The 19,103-nt window shown below is 68.6% G+C and carries 20 protein-coding genes; 11 read left to right on the plus strand and 9 right to left on the minus strand.

Annotated features, from left to right (window positions below; all coding sequences use genetic code 11):
* The first annotated feature begins 194 nt into the window (after positions 1–194).
* The 4 genes from ACN8HC_RS16015 (at position 195) to ACN8HC_RS16030 (ending at position 4,191) form a co-directional block, all read left to right on the plus strand.
* Entirely contained in the window at positions 195–899 is a 705-nt protein-coding gene (locus ACN8HC_RS16015) for a GntR family transcriptional regulator (RefSeq protein WP_490075840.1), read from the plus strand.
* A gap of 73 nt (positions 900–972) precedes the next feature.
* Positions 973–2,526 (plus strand): NCS1 family nucleobase:cation symporter-1, encoded by a 1,554-nt coding sequence (locus ACN8HC_RS16020; RefSeq protein ID WP_490075841.1) that lies wholly within the window; start codon positions 973–975, stop codon positions 2,524–2,526.
* 21 nt (positions 2,527–2,547) lie between these two features.
* On the plus strand, positions 2,548–3,459 hold the full coding sequence (locus ACN8HC_RS16025; RefSeq protein ID WP_490075842.1) for a universal stress protein: 912 nt from the start codon (positions 2,548–2,550) through the stop codon (positions 3,457–3,459).
* Positions 3,460–3,462: 3 nt separating this feature from the next.
* Positions 3,463–4,191 carry an aspartate/glutamate racemase family protein gene (locus ACN8HC_RS16030; protein ID WP_490075843.1) on the plus strand — a complete coding sequence of 243 codons (729 nt, stop codon included), beginning with the start codon at positions 3,463–3,465 and terminating at the stop codon, positions 4,189–4,191.
* On the opposite strand, the gene ACN8HC_RS16035 is transcribed toward ACN8HC_RS16030, so the two are convergent.
* From ACN8HC_RS16035 to ACN8HC_RS16050, 4 genes are read right to left on the minus strand one after another with little or no spacing between them, the layout of a single operon-like run.
* Complete coding sequence (locus tag ACN8HC_RS16035) at positions 4,175–4,783, minus strand: response regulator transcription factor (RefSeq protein ID WP_490075844.1); 609 nt, start codon at positions 4,781–4,783, stop codon at positions 4,175–4,177. The genes ACN8HC_RS16030 and ACN8HC_RS16035 overlap by 17 nt on opposite strands.
* A 58-nt stretch (positions 4,784–4,841) precedes the next feature.
* Positions 4,842–6,104, minus strand: coding sequence for a sensor histidine kinase (locus ACN8HC_RS16040; RefSeq protein ID WP_490075845.1), 1,263 nt, complete (start codon positions 6,102–6,104; stop codon positions 4,842–4,844).
* Between the two features lie 26 nt (positions 6,105–6,130).
* Entirely contained in the window at positions 6,131–6,943 is an 813-nt protein-coding gene (locus tag ACN8HC_RS16045) for an ABC transporter permease (RefSeq protein WP_490075846.1), read from the minus strand.
* Between the two features lies 1 nt (position 6,944).
* Entirely contained in the window at positions 6,945–7,958 is a 1,014-nt protein-coding gene (locus tag ACN8HC_RS16050) for an ABC transporter ATP-binding protein (RefSeq protein ID WP_490075847.1), read from the minus strand.
* Positions 7,959–8,064: 106 nt separating this feature from the next.
* Between ACN8HC_RS16050 and ACN8HC_RS16055 the strand changes: the two genes are divergently transcribed.
* Together ACN8HC_RS16055 and ACN8HC_RS16060 are read left to right on the plus strand one after the other, a co-directional pair.
* Positions 8,065–8,376, plus strand: coding sequence for a DUF6703 family protein (locus ACN8HC_RS16055; protein WP_490075848.1), 312 nt, complete (start codon positions 8,065–8,067; stop codon positions 8,374–8,376).
* A 5-nt stretch (positions 8,377–8,381) separates the two neighbouring features.
* The gene (locus ACN8HC_RS16060) at positions 8,382–8,786 is read left to right on the plus strand and encodes a Fur family transcriptional regulator (protein WP_490075849.1); all 405 of its coding nucleotides are present in this window, start codon (positions 8,382–8,384) and stop codon (positions 8,784–8,786) included.
* A 62-nt stretch (positions 8,787–8,848) separates the two neighbouring features.
* Here ACN8HC_RS16060 and ACN8HC_RS16065 read toward each other — a convergent pair whose 3' ends face one another.
* Complete coding sequence (locus tag ACN8HC_RS16065) at positions 8,849–9,625, minus strand: isoprenyl transferase (protein ID WP_490075850.1); 777 nt, start codon at positions 9,623–9,625, stop codon at positions 8,849–8,851.
* Positions 9,622–10,371, minus strand: coding sequence for a DNA repair protein RecO (gene recO / locus ACN8HC_RS16070; RefSeq protein WP_490075851.1), 750 nt, complete (start codon positions 10,369–10,371; stop codon positions 9,622–9,624). Before recO ends, ACN8HC_RS16065 begins: the two co-directional genes overlap by 4 nt.
* Before the next feature lie 70 nt (positions 10,372–10,441).
* On the opposite strand from recO, the gene ACN8HC_RS16075 reads away from it, so the two are divergent.
* Together ACN8HC_RS16075 and ACN8HC_RS16080 are read left to right on the plus strand one after the other, a co-directional pair.
* Positions 10,442–11,989: a phytoene desaturase family protein gene (locus ACN8HC_RS16075; RefSeq protein WP_490075852.1), complete on the plus strand. Its 1,548-nt coding sequence runs from the start codon at positions 10,442–10,444 to the stop codon at positions 11,987–11,989.
* A 33-nt stretch (positions 11,990–12,022) separates the two neighbouring features.
* Positions 12,023–12,664 carry an alpha-ketoglutarate-dependent dioxygenase AlkB gene (locus ACN8HC_RS16080; RefSeq protein ID WP_490075853.1) on the plus strand — a complete coding sequence of 214 codons (642 nt, stop codon included), beginning with the start codon at positions 12,023–12,025 and terminating at the stop codon, positions 12,662–12,664.
* 171 nt (positions 12,665–12,835) lie between these two features.
* On the opposite strand, the gene ACN8HC_RS16085 is transcribed toward ACN8HC_RS16080, so the two are convergent.
* On the minus strand, positions 12,836–13,342 hold the full coding sequence (locus tag ACN8HC_RS16085; protein ID WP_490075854.1) for a hypothetical protein: 507 nt from the start codon (positions 13,340–13,342) through the stop codon (positions 12,836–12,838).
* A gap of 74 nt (positions 13,343–13,416) precedes the next feature.
* On the opposite strand from ACN8HC_RS16085, the gene ACN8HC_RS16090 reads away from it, so the two are divergent.
* Positions 13,417–14,208, plus strand: a complete 792-nt coding sequence (locus ACN8HC_RS16090; RefSeq protein ID WP_490075855.1) for a maleylpyruvate isomerase family mycothiol-dependent enzyme — start codon at positions 13,417–13,419, stop codon at positions 14,206–14,208.
* Positions 14,209–14,218: 10 nt separating this feature from the next.
* On the opposite strand, the gene ACN8HC_RS16095 is transcribed toward ACN8HC_RS16090, so the two are convergent.
* Both ACN8HC_RS16095 and leuA read right to left on the minus strand, forming a co-directional pair.
* Positions 14,219–15,196, minus strand: a complete 978-nt coding sequence (locus tag ACN8HC_RS16095) for a P-loop nucleotide/nucleoside kinase family protein (RefSeq protein ID WP_490075856.1) — start codon at positions 15,194–15,196, stop codon at positions 14,219–14,221.
* 26 nt (positions 15,197–15,222) lie between these two features.
* Positions 15,223–16,971: a 2-isopropylmalate synthase gene (leuA, locus tag ACN8HC_RS16100; RefSeq protein WP_490075857.1), complete on the minus strand. Its 1,749-nt coding sequence runs from the start codon at positions 16,969–16,971 to the stop codon at positions 15,223–15,225.
* Positions 16,972–17,222: 251 nt separating this feature from the next.
* Between leuA and ACN8HC_RS16105 the strand changes: the two genes are divergently transcribed.
* Both ACN8HC_RS16105 and ACN8HC_RS16110 read left to right on the plus strand, forming a co-directional pair.
* Complete coding sequence (locus ACN8HC_RS16105) at positions 17,223–18,428, plus strand: sensor histidine kinase (protein WP_490075858.1); 1,206 nt, start codon at positions 17,223–17,225, stop codon at positions 18,426–18,428.
* The gene (locus ACN8HC_RS16110) at positions 18,425–19,081 is read left to right on the plus strand and encodes a response regulator (protein ID WP_490075859.1); all 657 of its coding nucleotides are present in this window, start codon (positions 18,425–18,427) and stop codon (positions 19,079–19,081) included. The genes ACN8HC_RS16105 and ACN8HC_RS16110 overlap by 4 nt, the downstream gene beginning before the upstream one ends.
* Positions 19,082–19,103: the final 22 nt, after the last annotated feature.

Below are 19,103 nucleotides of genomic sequence, written 5' to 3' on the forward strand. Positions count from 1 at the left end.
AACGCTACCTCGCACGCCACATCCAGCACCTCATCCGCGACGCCCTCACCGAATCTGTCACCCTGCCAGTCCCGGCCGAACAACCACTCCAAAACGCCGCTTGACAGATATAGGAGCATCTCCTCCGCTCTACTCGAACGAACGCACGGCCTCATTCACTGACGATCCACCCCACGCGCGGGATACTGGCTCTGATGTCAACCGAAGCGAGTCCGTGGATCGGACACCTGCGCAAGGCGGACGGCTACGCCACCGGGCCCTATGTGCTGAGCGAGTTGCGGCGGGTGATCGTGTCGGGGCAGCTCCGTCCCGGGGTCAGCCTGCCGGTGGACGAGATCGGCGCCTTCTTCCAGGTCAGCCGGATCCCGGTGCGCGAGGCACTCAAGACCCTCATCGGCGAAGGCCTGGTCCGCCACCAGCCACGCGGCGGCTACACGGTCACTGTGCTGAGCGGTCCGGAGCTGCACGAGCTCTATTTGGTGCGCGGCGCTCTGGAGGCAGCGGCGATCGAGGCGGCGACAGCGGCAGCAACGCCCGAGAACGACCGCCACGCAACGGAAATCCACCGTGAACTGCTCGAGGCGATCGACCGTGACGACGTGCACCGCTATCAGATCCTCAGCCGCTCGTTCCACGAGACGCTGCTCGCGCCGTGCGGGATGCCACGGCTGCTGCACATGCTGAGTCTGGTCGCCGACCTGACCGAACCGTCGCAGGCGATGAGTCTGCTCGACGCCGACCAGCGCGCGGAGTTGCAGGCCGATCACACCAGCATGCTCGAGGCGTTTCTCCGGCGGGACGGTGCACAGTTGAGCGCGGCCGCCCGGTCGCACCACGGCCGGCTGACGGCATACATCGACGACGCGCGCAAGAGCCACGGAGATATATCTGCCGACTGACGGATATATCTCCCAACCTATTTCGCGGCCGGACCGGCGCTCCTAAGTTCCTGAGCAACGCTTAGGAGGCGCGATGTCCAACACCGAATGCACCAGCCCGCTTCATGACGATCCGCACGGCGCAGCCGTCGCCGACGTCCTGCAGCCGGCGTACGACCACCGGCTCTACAACTACGACATCGCGCCCTCCAAGAAGGAGGGCCGCACGTGGAGCGCCTACAACATCTTCGCGTTGTGGGCCAACGACGTGCACAGCCTCGGCAATTACACGTTCGCGATCGGGATGTTCGCCCTCGGTCTCGGCGCCTGGCAGATCCTGCTGGCGATGGGCTTCGGCTCGGTGTTCCTGCTCGTGCTGCTCACCATCTCCGGCTTCGTCGGCTACAAGGTCGGCGTGCCGTTCCCGGTGATGAGCCGGATCAGCTTCGGTGTCCGCGGCGCACACATTCCTGCGTTGTTCCGCGGCGGCGTCGCGATCGCGTGGTTCGGCATCCAGACCTACCTGGCCTCGCTGGTGTGCAACATCCTGGTGCTCGCGCTCTTCCCGGGAGCGAAGCCGATGACCGAGCACAGCCTGCTGGGCCTGGACTACCTCGGCTGGATCTGTTTCGCGGTGCTCTGGGTGATCCAGGTGATCATCGCCTGCTACGGCATCGAGATGGTCCGCAAGTTCGAGGCCTACTCCGGACCGATCATTCTGGTCACCTTCCTGGCGATGGCGATCGCGGCCGTCGTGCAGGTCAACGGCCACATCACCTGGCAACCGAAGGCGACCCTCGGCGGAAAGCCCTGGGCGCTGCACGCCTGGGACATGTGGCACGAGATCCTCGCCGGCGCGTCCGGCTGGGTCGCGATCTACGGCACCTTCGTCCTGAACTTCTGCGACTTCACCCGTGGCGCCAAGTCGAAGCGGTCCATCGTGCTCGGCAACATCGCCGGCATCCCGGTCAATACGATCTTCTTCGGCTGCATCGTCGTGCTGCTTGCCGGTGGCCGGTTCACCGTGGACGGGCAGGTCATCGCCGGGCCGGAGGACGTGGTCCACACCTTCGCCACGCCGTTCCTGGTGCTGGCCTGCCTCGCGCTGGTCATCCTCACCGTCGGCGTCAATCTGATGGCGAACTTCGTCGCGCCGGCATACGCCCTGACCAACATCGCCCCGAAGAAGCTCGACTTCCGCAAGTCGGCGATCATCTCCGGTGTCATCGGCTTCGTCATCCTGCCGTGGAACCTCTACAACTCACCGACCGTGATCAACTACTTCCTCGGCGGTCTCGGTGCAGTGCTCGGCCCGCTCTTCGGGATCGTGATGGCCGACTACTGGGTGCTGCGCAAGCAGCAGGTCAACGTGCCCGACCTCTACACCCTCGAGCCGGACGGCGACTACCACTACAGCAACGGCGTCAACCGACGCGCCGTCGGCGCCCTCGTCCCGTCCGCCCTCATTTCCATCGCGTTCGCGTTCTCCGGGCAGATCCACGTCCTGCACGCGCTGAGCAGTTACGCACCGTTCTCCTGGTTCATCGCCGCGGGCATCGGCTTCGTGCTCTACCTGGTGGTCGCCGACCGATCCCGCACCTTCCGTGACGTCGACGGCGAAGCGATCGCCGTCCAGGCGCACCACTGACCTCGAAAGAGAGACCCCGACATGACCACGATCGTTGCCTACCAGCCCGGTGTCGCCGGCCTCGAGGCGCTGCGACTGGGTGCCTTCCTCGCTCGCTCCACCCGCTCGCGCCTGCTGGTCACCATGGTGATGGAGACGCCGTCGGCACCGACGGTCGCGCGCGTCGACTTCCAGTACAACAGCCTGCTGCGCCAGCAACTGGCCGGTCAGCTGGACGAGGCGAGACGCGACGTCCCCGGCGATGTCGAGGCCGATTTTCTGATCCATGACGCCCGGTCGGTGCCCAGTGGCCTCGTCGAGCTCGCCGAGCTCGAGTCGGCGGAGGTGATCGTCGTCGGCAACGCCTCGCACGGTCTCCTGGGCCGGGTGAGCCTGGGCAGCGTCGCGAACCACCTGGTGCACTCCAGTCCGGTGCCGATCGCCTTGGCCCCCCGAGGTTTTCGCACCAAGCCGCAGGACCGGGTGGTGCGCGTCAACGCGGCCTACGGCGGCGTCGCCGGCAAGTCCGGCCTGGTCCTCGCGGCCGCCGGGATCTGCGGCGAGACGGGTGCGGAATTGCGGCTGGCGTCGTTCTCGCTACAGCCCCGCCATGCGACCACCGACCTCGAGGCGGAGAACCGGCTGCGCGAGAAGGTGACCTCGCAAATCCGGGAGAGCGGCGCAGCCGCGCTGACCGAGGTCGAGAGTCTGCCCCACGCCCCCCGGATCGCCGAGACCGTCGTCGGGTTCGGGGAGGACTGGGCGGACGCCATCGAGCACGTGGAGTGGGACACCGGTGATGTCCTCGTCGTCGGCTCCAGTGACATGGGCCCCGGCCAACGGGTCTTCCTCGGGTCCACCGGCATGCGCATCGTGCACGAGTCGCCCATCCCCGTCATCGTCGTGCCCGGCGACGCCGTGCAGCCGCTGGTGGAACGCGCCGAGGAGGCCTGACCGATGAAAATCCTTGTGGTCAATGTCAACACGACCGACACGATGACCAAGTCGATCGGTCAGGCGGCGCAGGCCGCTGCCTCGCCCAGCACCGAGATCATCGCCCTCACCCCGCAGTTCGGCGCGGAGTCGTGCGAGGGCAACCTGGAGAGCTATCTCGCGGCGGTTGCCGTCATGGACCGGGTCGTGACGTATGACGGCGAGTACGACGCCGTCATACAGGCCGGGTATGGCGAGCACGGTCGCGAGGGTCTGCAGGAGCTGCTCGATGTCCCGGTGGTCGACATCACCGAGGCCGCCGCGTCGACCGCGCAGTTCCTGGGCCACAAGTACAGCGTCGTGACCACGCTGGACCGGACCGTCCCGCTCATCGAGGACCGGTTGGTGCTCGCCGGGCTGGACCGCCGGCTTGCTTCCGTCCGCTCGTCGGGGATGTCCGTGCTCGACCTCGAATCCGAGCCGGAGCGAGCCGTCGAGGCCATCGTCCGCGAGTGTGAGCTCGCGGTTGCCCAGGACCGCGCCGAGGTGATCTGCCTCGGCTGTGGCGGTATGGCGGACCTGGAAGCGCAGGTCCGGGAGCGCACCGGTGTCCCCGTGGTCGACGGCGTGGCGGCCGCGGTCACCGTCGCCGAAGGCCTCGTCCGCCTCGGCCTGCGCACCTCGAAGGTCCGCACCTACGCCCCGCCGCGTCCCAAACGGATCACCGGCTGGCCGATCACAGCCACCCGTTAGTCTCGGCGATCTGCGCGGCCTCGGCTCGGGTGCGGGCACCGGTCTTGCCGATGACCGCCGACAAGTGGTTGCGGACGGTGCCCTCGGACAGGAAGAGCGCGCCGGCGATGTCGGCGACGGTGCCACCTCCGCGAGCAGCGCGCAGCACGTCGGTCTCCCGAGCGGTGAGCGGCGAATCGCCCGCGATCAGGCTGTCGGTCGCGAGCGCCGGATCGACCACACGCAACCCCTGATGCACCCGTCGCACGGCGTCGGCGAGTTCGCGGGCCGGCGTGTCCTTGACCACGAATCCCGCTGCGCCGGCTTGCAATCCCCGGCGCAGATAGCCGGGCCGGCCGAACGTCGTGACGATCAGCACCTTGGCGCCGGGCACGGCCTTGCGCAGCTCGGCGGTGGCCGTGATGCCGTCCTTCCCGGGCATCTCCACGTCCATCAGCACGACGTCGGGCTCGGTCTCGATCGCCGCGGCGACCACCTGGTCGCCGTCGCCCACCTCGCTCACGACGGTGAGGTCGGTCTCGAGCTCCAGCAATGCCGCGAGCGCACCGCGCACCAGCGCCTGGTCGTCGGCGAGCATCACCCTGATCGTCATGCGGGGTCCCCGCGAAGTATTCGGAGGAGCGAAGCGGGGGAGAAACTTCGTGGGGTGCTCATGCAAGTGCCTCCCCCGACGCGTGCCCAGTGGTATGACGCACCGCTGCCGCGGTGACATCAGCGATGTCCCCGCCCGATTGTCCGTCCGTTCGCGCGGTGACCGTCACCGAGAAGCCGTGCGGCTCGACCGCCCGGGTGATGACCACCGCACCTGCCGCCGACGCCCGCTCACGCAACCCGGCGAGGCCGTTGCCACTGCCGTGCGCGCCCCCCAGGCCCACGCCGTCGTCGGCGACGGTGAGGGACATCGGAGTGACGGTGATGGTGCACGTCGACGCGTGACTGTGCCGCAGCACGTTGGTGACGCACTCGCGGACGGTCCAGGCGAACGGCTCCACCAGGTCGGCGGGCACCTGGTCGAGCGCGGTCGGTGTCTTCGCGGTGATGCCGGCCGCGGCGAGCGCCTCTTTGGCCCGGGCCAGTTCACCCGACAAGGAGATCTCGCGATAGCCCTCGACGGCGCGGCGCACGTCCGCGAGTGCGGTCCGCGACAGCCGCTCCAGGTCTCCCACCTCGGCACGGGCGCGCTCGTCGGCACCGGCGTCCAGCAGCCGGCCGGCGAGTTCGGCCTTCACCGTGATCACGGTCAGCGAGTGGCCCAGGATGTCGTGCAGGTCGCGCGCCATCCGGTTGCGCTCCTGCTGCACCATGAGTTCGGCGTTGACCCGGCGTGACTCGCGCAGCTGGTGCTGGCGCCGGCCGGCCGTCATACCGACCGAGATGGCGACGGCACCGAAACCCAGCCCGATGAAGGTGCTCGGATCGGACCGCCAGCCCAGCACTGGCCACAGCACCGGGTAGAGGATGCCGACGGCGATGACGACCAGCCAGCCGAGGCGGAGCCGGAGCGTCCACAGGCCGGAGAGTGCGAAGAAGATCGCGGCCGTGAAGCCGGATTGACCGACCGCGAGGACGCACGCGACCGCCAGGACACCGAGCAGCGCATAACGGAGCAGGTCGCGCCCCCCGGGCCGAACCTCGGTCGGATAGGCCAGCCGGAAGAACATCGCCCGGCACTCGTAGAAGTGCCAGAGATAGACGACACAGAAGACGGGCACGACCACCACCCCGGCGATTCCACGGGGCGTGTTGATCCGCTCGACCGAGTCGATGAAGGGCTGCAGCATCCAGAACAGCCAGATGCCCGACCAGAAGAGCATCAGGAATCGGTTGCCGCGCGACTCCTCGGTGTCGTGGTCGAAGGCAGCGACCAACCCCGAGGATCGCCTCGGGGTCGGCTGCCACATGTTCTTCTTCATCGCGGTTCAGTCTGCCAGGGGCCGTATCAGACGCGGTTGGTGTCGCGGCTGAACCGCCATACCGCGCCGGCGGCGAACAGCCCGATCCAGACGACCCCGCTCACCAGCCACATCACGTCGAACGATCCGCCGAGCAGTGGGTAGCGGGCGATCTGGGACAGTCCCCACATCGGGGTGAACGACGCGACCGTCTGCATCGTGTCGCTCATCGCCGCCAGCGGGTAGAAGATGCCACCGGCGAAGGCCAGCAACGAAATTCCCGGCCCGAGGATCTGCATGGCGTTCTCGGAGGGGACGAGGTAGCCCACGAACAGACCGAGGGAGGCGAACACGCTGCCGCAGACCCAGGTCAGGGCCAGCGCGGTCAGCCATGCCCCGGCAGTCATCGACCCCCCGGTGAAGCTGCCGATCGCGAAGACCAGGACGACCGGCAGCGCGGCGGCCACCATCGCGGTCAGCACCTTCACCGCGATGTATGCCGGGCCGGACAACGGCGTCAGTCGCAGCTGCCGGCTCCAGCCCTGGGCTCGTTCGACCGCCACCGTCGCTCCGATGGCACAGGAGGCGGCCATGGCGCCATACAGCGCGAAGCTGATCATCTCGTACGCCTTGGCGTTGAAGTCCAGCCCCTTCCACTGGGCCGGCTGCGACATCCCGAACGCCAGGTAGAAGGCCACCGGAAGAGCGATGGTGAAGATCATTGTCCGTTTGTTGCGCACCACCCGGAGCAGCTCGATGCGCAGCAGCCGGCTGTTGAACCCGCCGTGCGCCGGGACGCGGCGCTCCAGGTCGATCCGCTCGTCGACGGGGAGGGCACGGGGTGCGATGAAGTCGGTCATGTCAGGCTCCCTGCTCGTCAGGTGTCTGTCGTGCTTCCATGGCGCGCTCCGGGCCTCGTTCCTCGATCCTCACGCGCCTGTCAGCACTCTCGTCGCCGGTCAGGGCGAGGAAGGCGTCTTCGAGGCCGCGGGCGGTGATCTCCACATCCCGGGCGTTGGTGTTGGCGAAGAGATAGCGGGCCACGGCGTCACTGTCCTTGGAGTGCAGGGTCACCGAGTCACCTTGCAACTCAACGGAGTCGACACCCGGTATGGCGGACAGCTCTCGATCACTGAGGCCGGTCATGGTTGCCCGCACGGTGCGTCCGGTGGCCATCGACTTGATCTGCGCGCCGGTGCCGTCGGCGACGATCCGGCCCTTGCGGACCAGAATGATCCGGTCGGCGTACTGATCGGCCTCTTCCAGGTAGTGCGTCGCGAAGAGGACGGTGCGGCCGCGCTGCGCGTCCTGGCGGATCGCGGACCAGAAGTCGCGGCGACCGGTGACGTCCATGCCGGTGGTCGGCTCGTCGAGCACGACCAGCGCCGGGTCCGAGACCAGTGCCATGGCGAACCGCAGCCGCTGCTGCTGGCCGCCGGAGCACTTCTGCACCTTGCGGTCCCCGATGCCGGCGATGCCGGCGCGCTCGAGACACTCCTCAATGGATCGGGTCTGCACGAAGAGGCTCGCGGTGAGGTCGACGGTCTCGCGCACGGTCAGGTCCCTCAGCAGGCCGCCGGTCTGCATGACGGCCGCCACGAGGCCGCGCCCGACCGCGGCACGCGGCTCCATGCCGAAGACCCGGGCGACGCCCGCGGTCGGCGTGGAGAGACCGAGCATCATGTCGATGGTGGTCGTCTTGCCGGCGCCGTTCGGGCCGAGGAAGGCCACGATCTCGCCCTGCTCGACGGTCAGCTCGATGCCACGGACGGCGTGCACCGAACCGAAACGCTTTTCCAGGCCGACGAGTTCGATCGCCGGCGCCCCCTGCGGGTCGATGCCGATCGGCCGCCCCTGCTCCTGTGTCCTCATCATGCCGATGACTCTGCCGGAGCGCGCCGTGCCACGTCCCTGCCGACGATCATGTTCCGCCCATGACATCGGTCATGGGCCGTCCCGGGCGGCGGATATCCTGGAGGCGATGTCAGCTCCTTCTCGCCCGTCCGTCAGCGCGTCACCGTTCCGTGTGCGCGTCGAGCACGCCAGTGACCCGTGGTTGCAGCGGATCGCCCGCGCACCGCGTGCCATGCCCGCTCTGGTCGTTCTGTTGATGCTGGTGATCGGCGTCGTCTTCCGCGGCGTGGTCGGCACGGTGTGCTTCGGCCTGTGCGCGCTGCTCGTCGCCTGGCTGCTCTACCTCGCCTGGCCGCGCATCCAGCCACCGGAGCGGATGATGCGCTGCTCGGTGCTGCTGCTCGCCGTCGCGCTGGCGATCGTCAGCACCGGGATGTGACGACGGTGAGCGCGAAGCAGCCCGTCCGCCGTACGACCCGCCAGCAGGTCGCCGTGGCCGAGCAACTGCGCGACCAGACCGACTTCGTCTCCGCGCAGGAGCTGCACTCCTCGCTCAAGGACAGCGGCGAATCCGTCGGTCTTGCAACGGTTTACCGGATCCTGCAGAACATGGCCTCCGACGGCGAGGTCGACGTGCTGCGCGCACCGGACGGTGAGGCGATCTACCGCCGGTGCAGCACCGGCCACCACCACCATCTGGTGTGCCGTTCGTGCGGTCGCGCTGTGGAGGTGGAAGGCCCGCAGGTCGAACGCTGGGCGGCGGCCGTCAGCTCCGAGCACGGCTTCACCGACGTGGAGCACACCGTCGAGATCTTCGGCGTCTGCGCGGAGTGCTCCGCTCAGCGCTGACGGTTCTCCCTATGCCAGACGGGAGGTATGGCGCCCGTCCGGCATAGGCCAGACAGCTCGCGTCAACCGCTGGCTGCGTCGACGGCACCGCCGAAGCGCCGGTCGCGCGCGGCATACAGCTGGATGGCGCGCCACAGGTCCAGCCGGTCGAAGTCCGGCCAGAGGGTGTCGAGGAAGACGAGTTCGGCATACGCCGACTGCCAGAGCATGAAGTTGCTGGTGCGCTGCTCGCCGGAGGACCGCACGAAGAGGTCGACGTCGGGCATGTCCGGCCAGGTGAGGTTGCGCGCGATCGTCTTCTCGTTGATCGCCGATGGCTTCAGCTTGCCGGCCTGCACCTGCTCGGCGATCCGCCGGGTGGCGTCGGCTATCTCCGCCCGGCCCCCGTAGTTGACGCACATCTGCAGCGTCATCACGGTGTTGCCGGCAGTGATCTCCTCGGCCCGCTGCAGCTCCTTGAGCACCGAACGCCACAGCCGCGGCCGCTGCCCCGACCAGCGGCAGCGCACACCCCACGAGTGCAGCAGGTCCACGCGCCGCCGGATGACGTCGCGGTTGAAGCCCATAAGGAAGCGCACCTCGTCGGGTGAGCGGCGCCAGTTCTCGGTCGAGAACATGTATGCCGACAGGTTTTTCACGCCCGCTTCGATGCAGCCGGCGATGACGTCGATCAGCTGCGCCTCCCCCGCCTCGTGGCCCTTGGTGCGCGGCAGGCCGCGCTGGTTGGCCCACCGGCCGTTGCCGTCCATCACCATCGCGATGTGCTGCGGCACCAGCTGAGCGGGTATGACGGGCGGCTTCGCGCCGCTCGGGTGTCCGAAGGGTTGCACCGGGCTCATCGGGTGCTGTCCATGCTCGGGGTCCGGTCCACGAGTCGCAACGATCTCACGCCGCGTTCCAGGTGCCACTGCACGTAGGCCGCGACCAGCCCGCTGGCCTCCTTGCGGGCACCGGGTGTGCTCGCGTCGGCGACCGGCCACTCACCGGTGAGCAGGGCGGCCAGCAGCACGAAGGTCTCCGGGTGCGGTGCCGAACTGCCCGGCGTGCGGCACGAATAACAGACCGCGCCGCCGGACGCGAGGTTGAACGCGCGGTGTGGTCCGGTCGCGCCACAGCCCGCACAGTCCACGAAGCTGGGCGCCCAGCCGGCAATCGCGACGGCGCGGAGCAAGTAGGAGTCGAGCACCAGCCCGGGTTCGTGCTCGCGGTGTGCCAGGGAAGCCAGACCGCCCGCCAGCAGGTTGAACTGGTGCGGCACGGCCTCCTTCTCCTCGATCAACCGCTCGGCGGTCTCCAGCATCGCGGTCGCGGCGGTGAAGGCACCGTAGTCATGGACCAGCCGCTCGCCATACGGCGCGATGATCTCGGCCTGGGTGACCGTGTCGAGCGAACGGCCTTCGTAACACTGCAGATCCACGATCATGCCAGGCTCGAGTCGCGCGCCGAACTTCGACTTGGTGCGGCGCACGCCCTTGGCCACCGCGCGCACCTCGCCACGTCCGCGGGTGAGCATGGTGACGATGCGGTCGGTCTCGCCGAGCTTGTGGGTGCGCAGCACGATGCCGACGTCGCGATAAGTGGCCATGACCGGTCCATTGTCGCTGATGGCGCCCACACCGTCCGCAGGCGCGCGGCGCCGGCCCTAGGCTGCCTGCATGTCTCGCACTCGGTATGACGTCATCGTCGTCGGCGGCGGCCACAACGGCCTCACCGCCGCCGCCTACCTGGCCAAGGCAGGGAAGTCGGTGCTGCTGCTGGAGCGCCAGGATCAGCTGGGTGGCGCCTCGGTTTCGGCCGAGGCGTTCCCCGGGACCGGCGCACGGCTGTCGCGCTACTCCTACCTGGTCAGCCTGTTGCCACAGCAGATCATCGACGACCTCGGCCTGCGGATCTCTTTGAAGCGCAGGCGGTTCGCGTCATACACGCCGGTGCCGGGTGGCGACCAGGGGCTGCTCATCGATCACGGTGACCCGGCAGCCACCGCCGCCTCGTTCGCAGCCATCGGCGCGGCGGACGACCTGGCCGGATGGGACGACTTCTACGCACGCGCCGGCCGGCTGGCTCAGACCCTCTGGCCCACGGTGACCGAGCCGCTGCTGCGCCGCTCCGAGGTGGTCGATGCCGTCGGGGACGAGGCGATCGTTCGCGACTTCCTCGAGCGTCCGCTCGGCGAAGCCATCGAGGCGAGCGTCCGCAGCGACCTGGTGCGCGGCGTCATCCTCACCGACGGGCTCATCTCGACCTTCGCGAGTGCGCAGGACGCCGATCTGCAGCAGAACATCTGCTTCCTCTACCACGTCATCGGCGGCGGCACCGGCGACTGGGACGTGCCGGTCGGCGGCATGGGCCAGGTCTCCGGCGCGCTCGAGCAGGCCGCCCGTGCGGCCGGAGCCACGTTGCGCACCGGCTGCGAGGTGACCGGTGTCGAGGACGGCACCGTCCGGTGGCGGGACGGCGACGCCGAGCAGGTCGCGGACGCCGGCACCGTGCTGTGGGCCGCCGCGCCGGCTGTCCTTGACGAGCTGCTCGGCACGGCGCCGGGGCCGGCGGAGGGCGCCCAGGTGAAGGTCAACCTGCTGCTGCGGCGGTTGCCGAAACTGCGTGACACCGGCGCGGATCCCAGCGCCGCCTTCGGCGGCACGTTCCACATCAACGAAACCTATTCGGGGCTCGAAACCGCTTATCAGCAAGCGCTTTCCGGTCAGCTGCCGGCCCCGATGCCGGCAGAGATCTACTGCCACTCGCTCACCGACCCGACCATCCTGTCCCCCGCGCTCCAGGAGTCCGGTGCGCAGACGCTCACGGTCTTCTCACTGCAGACGCCGGACCGACTGATCCAAGGCGGCGACGAGGAGCGCGAGAGACTGCAGCGGGCCGTGCTCGACTCGCTGTCCAGCGTGCTCGCGGAGCCGATCGACGACGTGCTGATGACGGACGGCAACGGCGACCCGTGCGTCGAGACGAAGACCACCCGCGACCTGCAGGAGACGCTGCGTATGCCGGGCGGCAACATCTTCCACGGACCGCTGTCCTGGCCGTGGGCGAGCGACGACGAACCGCTGGAGACGCCCGCCCAACGCTGGGGCGTCGCCACATCCGACCCGCGGATCCTCCTGGCCGGGGCAGGATCTCGTCGTGGCGGCGGGGTGAGCGGGCTGGGTGGCTATCACGCGGCGCGGGCGGTGCTCGACGCCACTTCCTAGACATTTGTTCGAAGCAGTGGTTAGTGTGACTGCATGGGTATGTCGTTGCAGGGTTCGCTGCTGGACCAGGTCGACGAGGTCGGCCTGCGACCGCTGGAAGGCGCGATCCGTCGGGTGCCGCTGACCCGGGGCGCTTGGGTCGACCTGCGGCCCGGGTGGCTGACGGGCGCCGACGAACTGTTCGCCCGGCTGACCCTCGGCGGCAGCGCCGGCGTGGACTGGCGCGCCGAGCGGCGGCAGATGTACGACCGGGAGGTCGACACGCCACGGCTGCTGCGCTTCTACGACGAGCGGGAGACACTGCCCGATCCGGTGCTGACACAAGCCCGTTCGGCGTTGTCGGCGCACTATGCCGACGAGCTCGGCGAGCCGTTCACCACGGCCGGCATGTGCCTCTACCGGGACGGCCGCGACTCGGTCGCCTGGCACGGCGATCGCATCGGTCGCTCGAGCACGCACGACACGATGGTCGCCATCGTCTCCATCGGACAGCCGCGCACCTTCGCGATGCGGCCGGTCGGCGGTGGCGCGTCGATCCGGCATACCCTCGGCCACGGCGACCTGATCGTCATGGGCGGCTCCGCCCAGCGAACCTGGGAGCACGCGATCCCCAAGACGAGCAAGCCGGTCGGGCCCCGCATCAGCATCCAATTCCGCCCGTTCGACGTACGCTGATCCGCGCGATCCTCTCGCGCCGAGTGGCACACCTGCCACCGACTCGCACACCTGCAGATGTGCCACTCAGTGTTTCCTGTGCCACTCGGCCTCACGCCCACGCCATGATCACTCGCGGCGTCTCGCGCGTCCTGGATGACGCACTGGCTCAGCCGGTGGCCTGAGCAGCGCTCACTGTCCCACCGCGACGGGGATGACGACGAACAGCACGAGGACCAGGATCACCACGAGCAAGAGCCACAGACCCGGCCGCTTCTGCTTGACCGGCCCCATCCGGCCCTTCATGAACTGCATCATCGGTGCCGCGTAGAAGACCGGCACCGACTGGCCCGGCTGGACCTCGACGTCGTATGCCGCCCGCCCATACTTCACCAGCCACGTCGCATAGGCGCTCACCGTGTGCCGGCCCGCCGTAACCGGCAACCGGTTGACGCCGTAGGACGCCGGCACCGGGTAGCCGTCGATGGACACCTTCGGCGTGAGCATGTTCGACGTCATCGGGCTGCCCTGCACGGTGAGCACGATCTCGCCCTCGGCGCGGAACCGGCCCTGCTGCGGCGGCAGTGGTGCAGCCTGCGGCTGTCCCATCGGCTGCTGCCAGCCGGGCAGCGGCCGGCTGCCGACCGGGCCGCCGGCAGGCGGCTGCGGGTTGCTGAACGGATCCCCTGGGTGCGTCATGGTGAGCAGCTTAGGGTGCACGCAGCCGATATCCGCTCGCGTCGTGTCCGTACCCGCATCTAGTGTCGCTCGTCATGACGAAGCCAGACTTTCTGACCGTGATCCAGGACGAGTCCGCGCGCTTCCGCGCTGCCCTGGCAACCGCGCCCGATACGACTGTCCCCACCTGTCCCGACTGGAGCACCGACGACCTGCTCTGGCATCTCACCGAGGTCCAGTGGTTCTGGGGCACGATCGTGGCTCAGGACGTCGACGACCCGGAGCGCCTCGAGCGCCCCCAGCGTCCCGACGGGCGAGAGGCAACGCTAACGGCGTTCGACGCCGCGCAGCGGGCGCTGACCGATGCGCTGGGTTCCACGGCCGGCGCGGAGCCGCGCTGGATGTGGACAGCGGACGAGTCACTGCACACGGCCGGTTACATCACGCGGCGCCAGGCACACGAGGCGTTGATCCATCGCGTGGATGCCGAACTCACTGCAGGGGCACGGGTTTCGCCGATCGATCCTGCGCTTGCCGCCGACGGCGTCGACGAGATCGTCGAGGTGATGTACGGCCGCGAGCATCCCCTCGTCACGTTCGCGGCCACGCAGGGTCGGGTCGTGGAGCTGGTGGCGACCGACGCCGCCCGTCGGTGGGTCCTGCAACTCGGCCGGGAGACCGGAACCATCCCCGATTCGGGCGAGACGATCGACGATCCCAACTTCCGTCCGGCTCCGGACGCTGCTCCGGTTGCTACCGTTTCGGGGTCCGCGGCCGACCTGGACCGGTGGCTCTGGAACCGGCCCACGACCGGCACGCTCACCCGCACCGGCGACCGCGCCACTCTCGACGCGATGGACGAGGTGCTGCGCGAAGGTCTGCAGTAGCGCCGGACGCTCAGTCCGTCCCGAGCAGCTGATGTAACCGAGCGGCGCTCTCCGCCGGGTCACCCTCCACCACGTGGAGATGACGTATGCCGGGGTGCTTGCGGGTGATCCGCTCCAGGCCCCTGGCATACGCCTGCAAGTCCTCCGGCGCGACGTTCGCCTGCCAGGCTTGTCCGTCGAGGTGCGACGCGCCCTCCACCATGACCAGCACGAACTCGAAGTCCTTCGCGACCGCCTCGAACCGCGCGAGCTGCTGCCGGTCGGCGACGAGTTGAGGTACGACCACGTCGTTGCCGCTCGCCAGATGCGTCGCGGCGATCGACAGCGCAAGTGCACGCCCCGGCTCCGCAGTCTCCTCCCATCCGCCGCCGAGGAGCGTGCGCAGCACGTCGATGTCCAAGTTGAGGGCACCGGGACGGTCGGCGACATACGCCTTCGCGATCGCCGACTTGCCGACGCCAGGAAGACCGTTCAGCAGAATGAGCCGCGGACGCGACCCGCCACTGATGCTCTCGAGCAGGGCGTCCCCCGCATTGACCAGCTGAACCCGCCGTTCCTCCAGCTCCTGCTCGCCGACCAGGTCACGCCCCGCCAGGAAGTCCAACGCCCGCAACTGCGAACGGATCTCGCTGAACGCGTTGAAGTGTTCGCGAACGCGCTCCGGTGCGGCATAGATGACGTCCCGGAACGTGCGCATCGGACGAGGGCCGTCGAGTGCGCTGCTCAGCTCACGCCGGATGCGGTGATCGCCGACCCATTCGGCGAAGACCGCCATGTCCCGGTAGACCCGGTGGCCGCCGTCCCCGTCGACCGGGAGGAACGCGTCGACCGCCTCGGCTCCGTCGGACTCGTCCTCGAACCCGATGACCTCCCCCTCGAAGACCGGGTAGAGCTCGCCGGTCTCCGGGTCGAGATAGCCGGAAGGGTCTTCGCGTTGGTCGAGCAGGCGGCCCAGTTCGAGGATGTCGATCTGATCGAGTCTCAGCACGACGTCAGGCTAGCGAACCGTCGCTCTCAACCCACCGCTTCCGCGTCGCGCTCGGCCCGGTTGACCGCCGAGAGGATCGCCGTGAGGGACGCCTTCACGATCGAGCTGTGGATGCCGACACCCCAGATGACCCGGTCACCGATCGCGCATTCGAGGTATGCCGCGGCGCGTGCGTCGCCACCCGTGGACAGCGTGTGCTCGGCGTAGTCGAGCACCCGGACGTCGATACCGATCGTGGCCAGTGCGTTGACGAACGCGTCGATCGGGCCGTTGCCCTCGCCCTCGACGGTGATCTGTTCGCCGTGGTCGGTCATCGTGGCGACGATGTGGTCGTGCTCGTGCTCGCCGCTCTCCAGGCTGTGCGTGACCGGCCGGAAGCGACCCCAGGCCGACTCGCCCTCACCCGTGTCGGGCAGATATTCGTCCTCGAACGCCGTCCACAGCTGGGCGGGCGTGACCTCGCCGCCGACCGTGTCGGTGCGCTTCTGCACCACGCCGCTGAACTCGATCTGCAGCCGGCGCGGCAGATCGAGCTGATGCTCGGTCTTGAGCAGGTAGGCGACACCGCCCTTGCCGGACTGGCTGTTGACCCGCACGACGGCCTCGTAGGACCGGCCGACGTCGTGCGGGTCGATCGGCAGATAGGGCACGCCCCACACGAGTTCGTCGATCGACTTGCCGGTCGCGATCTCCTGGCGGGTCATGTCGGCGAAGCCCTTGTTGATGGCGTCCTGGTGCGACCCGGAGAACGCCGTGAACACCAGGTCCCCGCCATACGGGTGTCGTTCGTGCACCGGCAGCTGGTTGCAGTGCTCGACGGTGCGCCGGATCTTGTCGATGTCGGAGAAGTCGATCTGCGGGTCGATCCCCTGGCTGAACAGGTTCAGGCCGAGCGTGACCAGGTCGACGTTGCCGGTGCGCTCACCGTTGCCGAACAGGCAGCCCTCGATGCGGTCGGCACCCGCCTGGTAGCCGAGTTCCGCTGCGGCCACACCGGTTCCACGGTCATTGTGCGGGTGGAGGCTGAGCATCACCGACTCGCGGCGGGCCAGGTGCGCCGACATCCACTCGATCGAGTCGGCATAGACGTTCGGCGTCGCCATCTCGACGGTCGCCGGCAGGTTGACGATCATCTTGTGGTCCGGAGTCGGGTCGATGATCTCGATGACCTCGTTGCAGATCCGCGCCGCGAACTCCAGCTCGGTGCCGGTGTAGGACTCCGGCGAGTACTCGTAATAGACGTCCGTGTCCGGGATCGTCTCCTCGAGCTTCTTGACCAGTCGCGCCGCCTGGGTGGCGATGTCGACGATGCCGTCCTGGTCCAGGCCGAAGACGACCCGGCGCTGCAGGATGCTGGTCGAGTTGTAGAAGTGCACGATGGCCTGCTTCGCACCGCGGATCGCGTCGAAGGTGCGCTCGATCAGCTGGTCACGGCACTGGGTGAGCACCTGGATCGTGACGTCGTCGGGAATGTGTCCGCCCTCGATCAGCTCGCGGACGAAGTCGTAGTCGGTCTGGCTGGCACTGGGGAAGCCGACCTCGATCTCCTTGTAGCCCATGTCGACCAGCAGGTCGAACATGCGCTTCTTGCGCTCGGAGTTCATCGGGTCGATGAGCGCCTGGTTGCCGTCGCGGAGGTCGACGGCGCACCAGCGCGGCGCCTTGGTGATGACCTTGCTCGGCCACTGCCGGTCCGGCAGGTCGACCTTGATCTGTTCGTGGAACGGTACGTATTTGCCGATCGGCATGGAGGTCGGCAACTGGGGGTGCTTCATGGCTCGTCTCTTCGGTGAGTGCTGGGCTTCGGCCCGTGGGCAGCAGAACCTCCGCGACGAGGAAGGCCGAACGTCAGGCCTCGTCGCGGCAACGAAGGAGGAGCACGTATGCCGAACGCACGCTCAGCACTGTACGGCACGGTCCTGAGCGCTGTCCACGGGCCGGTCAGCTCGTCCGAGGCGTGGACAGCGGCCCGCCATACACCTTCCGGCTGATGTGCGGCCGGCACCGGCTCGGTCACACTGGAGGCATGGAGATCTGGGCACCGGGCCGGCCGACGCGTCGGCAGCTGGTCTTCGATCTCGGGTCCGCCGCGGGGTTCGCCGCACTCGTCGGCCTGCTCTACGCCACCGTCGGGACGGCCGATGTCGCCGTCGTGCTGCTTCTGGCCGGCGCCCTCGCGGTGCGCCGGCTCAGCCTGCCGCTCATGGTGGCGCTCGGCGCAGCCGCCGCGGCCGTCCAGTTCGCCAATCCGGACTGGTACGTGCGGCTGTTCGTCGCCGACCTGGCCTACGCCGCGCTGTTCTTCACCCTCGGCGCCGATCGCCGGTCACACGTGCGGAGGTTCGGGGCCGTCGCCGCGGCAGTGGGGTGCGCAGGCCTGCTGGTGTGGGCCGCGACGCTCACCATGTCGGACGCGACGGCGCGCAGCCGGTTGTTCGGCGCAGCCGCGGTCACCGCGATGGCCAGTGTCGTGTGTGGTGGCGGTTGGATCGCCGGTTACTTCCGGCTGCAACGTCGCCGCTCGATCCAGGCGGCGCTCGACGCCCAGGTCGAAGAGGTGGAGCGCCGCCGACTCGCCGAGAGCTACGCACACGAGGTGCAACGCAGCCGGGTCGCGGCCGACATGCACGACATCGTCGCGCACTCCTGGGCGGTCGTCGCTGCGCAGGCCGACGGCGCGCGCTACGCGCTGGGTGCCGACCCGGACGCGACCGAGCAGGCTCTGGAAGTCATTGCCGAGACCGCGCGCTCGACCATCGCCGACCTGCGCACCATTCTCGCCGAGTTGCGCGACCCCGACGCCGACCACTCGACACCGGGGCCGGACCAGCAGGACCGGCTGATCGAGCGAATGCGGTTGACCGGCATGCAGATCCAGCATCAGCGGGTCGGCGATCCGGAGGGTTCCACGCTGCTGGCACTGTCGGCCTATCGGTTGCTCAGCGAAGCGCTGACCAACGCGCTCAAGCACGGCGACCTGTCGTGGCCGGTGCAGGTGACCCAGGACTGGACCGACGGCTACCGGCTGCGCGTGGTCAACCGGATCGGGCAACGCGGTGACGGCACCGGGCAGGGCGTGGTCGGCATGAGGGAGCGCGCCGCGATCGCCGGGGGGCGCCTGGACGCCGCAGCACACGGCAGCGAGTGGGTGGTCGACACGCACATCCCCGAACCCGGCCGGTCCCGTGTGCAGCAAAAGTCACAAACCACAAAGGAATCTGCGACCAGGTGAGCAACCCTCCGATCCGAGTGGCCATGATCGACGACCAGGCGCTCTTCCGCAGCGGCCTGGCATTGGTCATCGGCAGCCAGTCCGATCTGACCGTCGTGGGCGAAGCGTCCGACGGCGACCGAGCAGTCGACTTGATCAGGCGCACCTCTCCCGATGTCGTGCTGATGGACGTGCGGATGCCGGCGACGGACGGCGTGACGGCGACCCGCGCGATCCGTGACACGTTCGGCGACGCAGCGCCGAAGGTGTTGGTACTCACCACGTTCGACCTGGATGCCGCCGTCACGGACGCGATCGAAGCGGGAGCCAGCGGCTTCCTGCTCAAGGATGCGCAACCGGAGTTCCTGCTCGGTGCCATCCGGGCCGTCGCCGCCGGCAATCAGGTGGTGGCAGCGAGCGCGACGCAGTCGCTCTTCGAACGCTTCCGGGCAGGGCAGACGCGGACTCCCGGTGAGGAGCTGGACCAGCTCACTGCACGGGAGCGCGAAATCATGCTGCGTGCCGCCCAGGGCATGTCGAACGCCGAGATCGCCTCTGCGGAATACCTTTCCGAGGCAACGGTCAAGACCCACATGTCACGCATCCTGGCCAAGTTGCACGTGCGCGACCGGGTGCAGTTGGTGGTCTACTGCTACGAGCACGGCCTCCTCTGAGATGTATGGCGGCCGCCGGCGC

It is taken from the genome of Flexivirga sp. YIM B11880 (genome assembly GCF_058148645.1).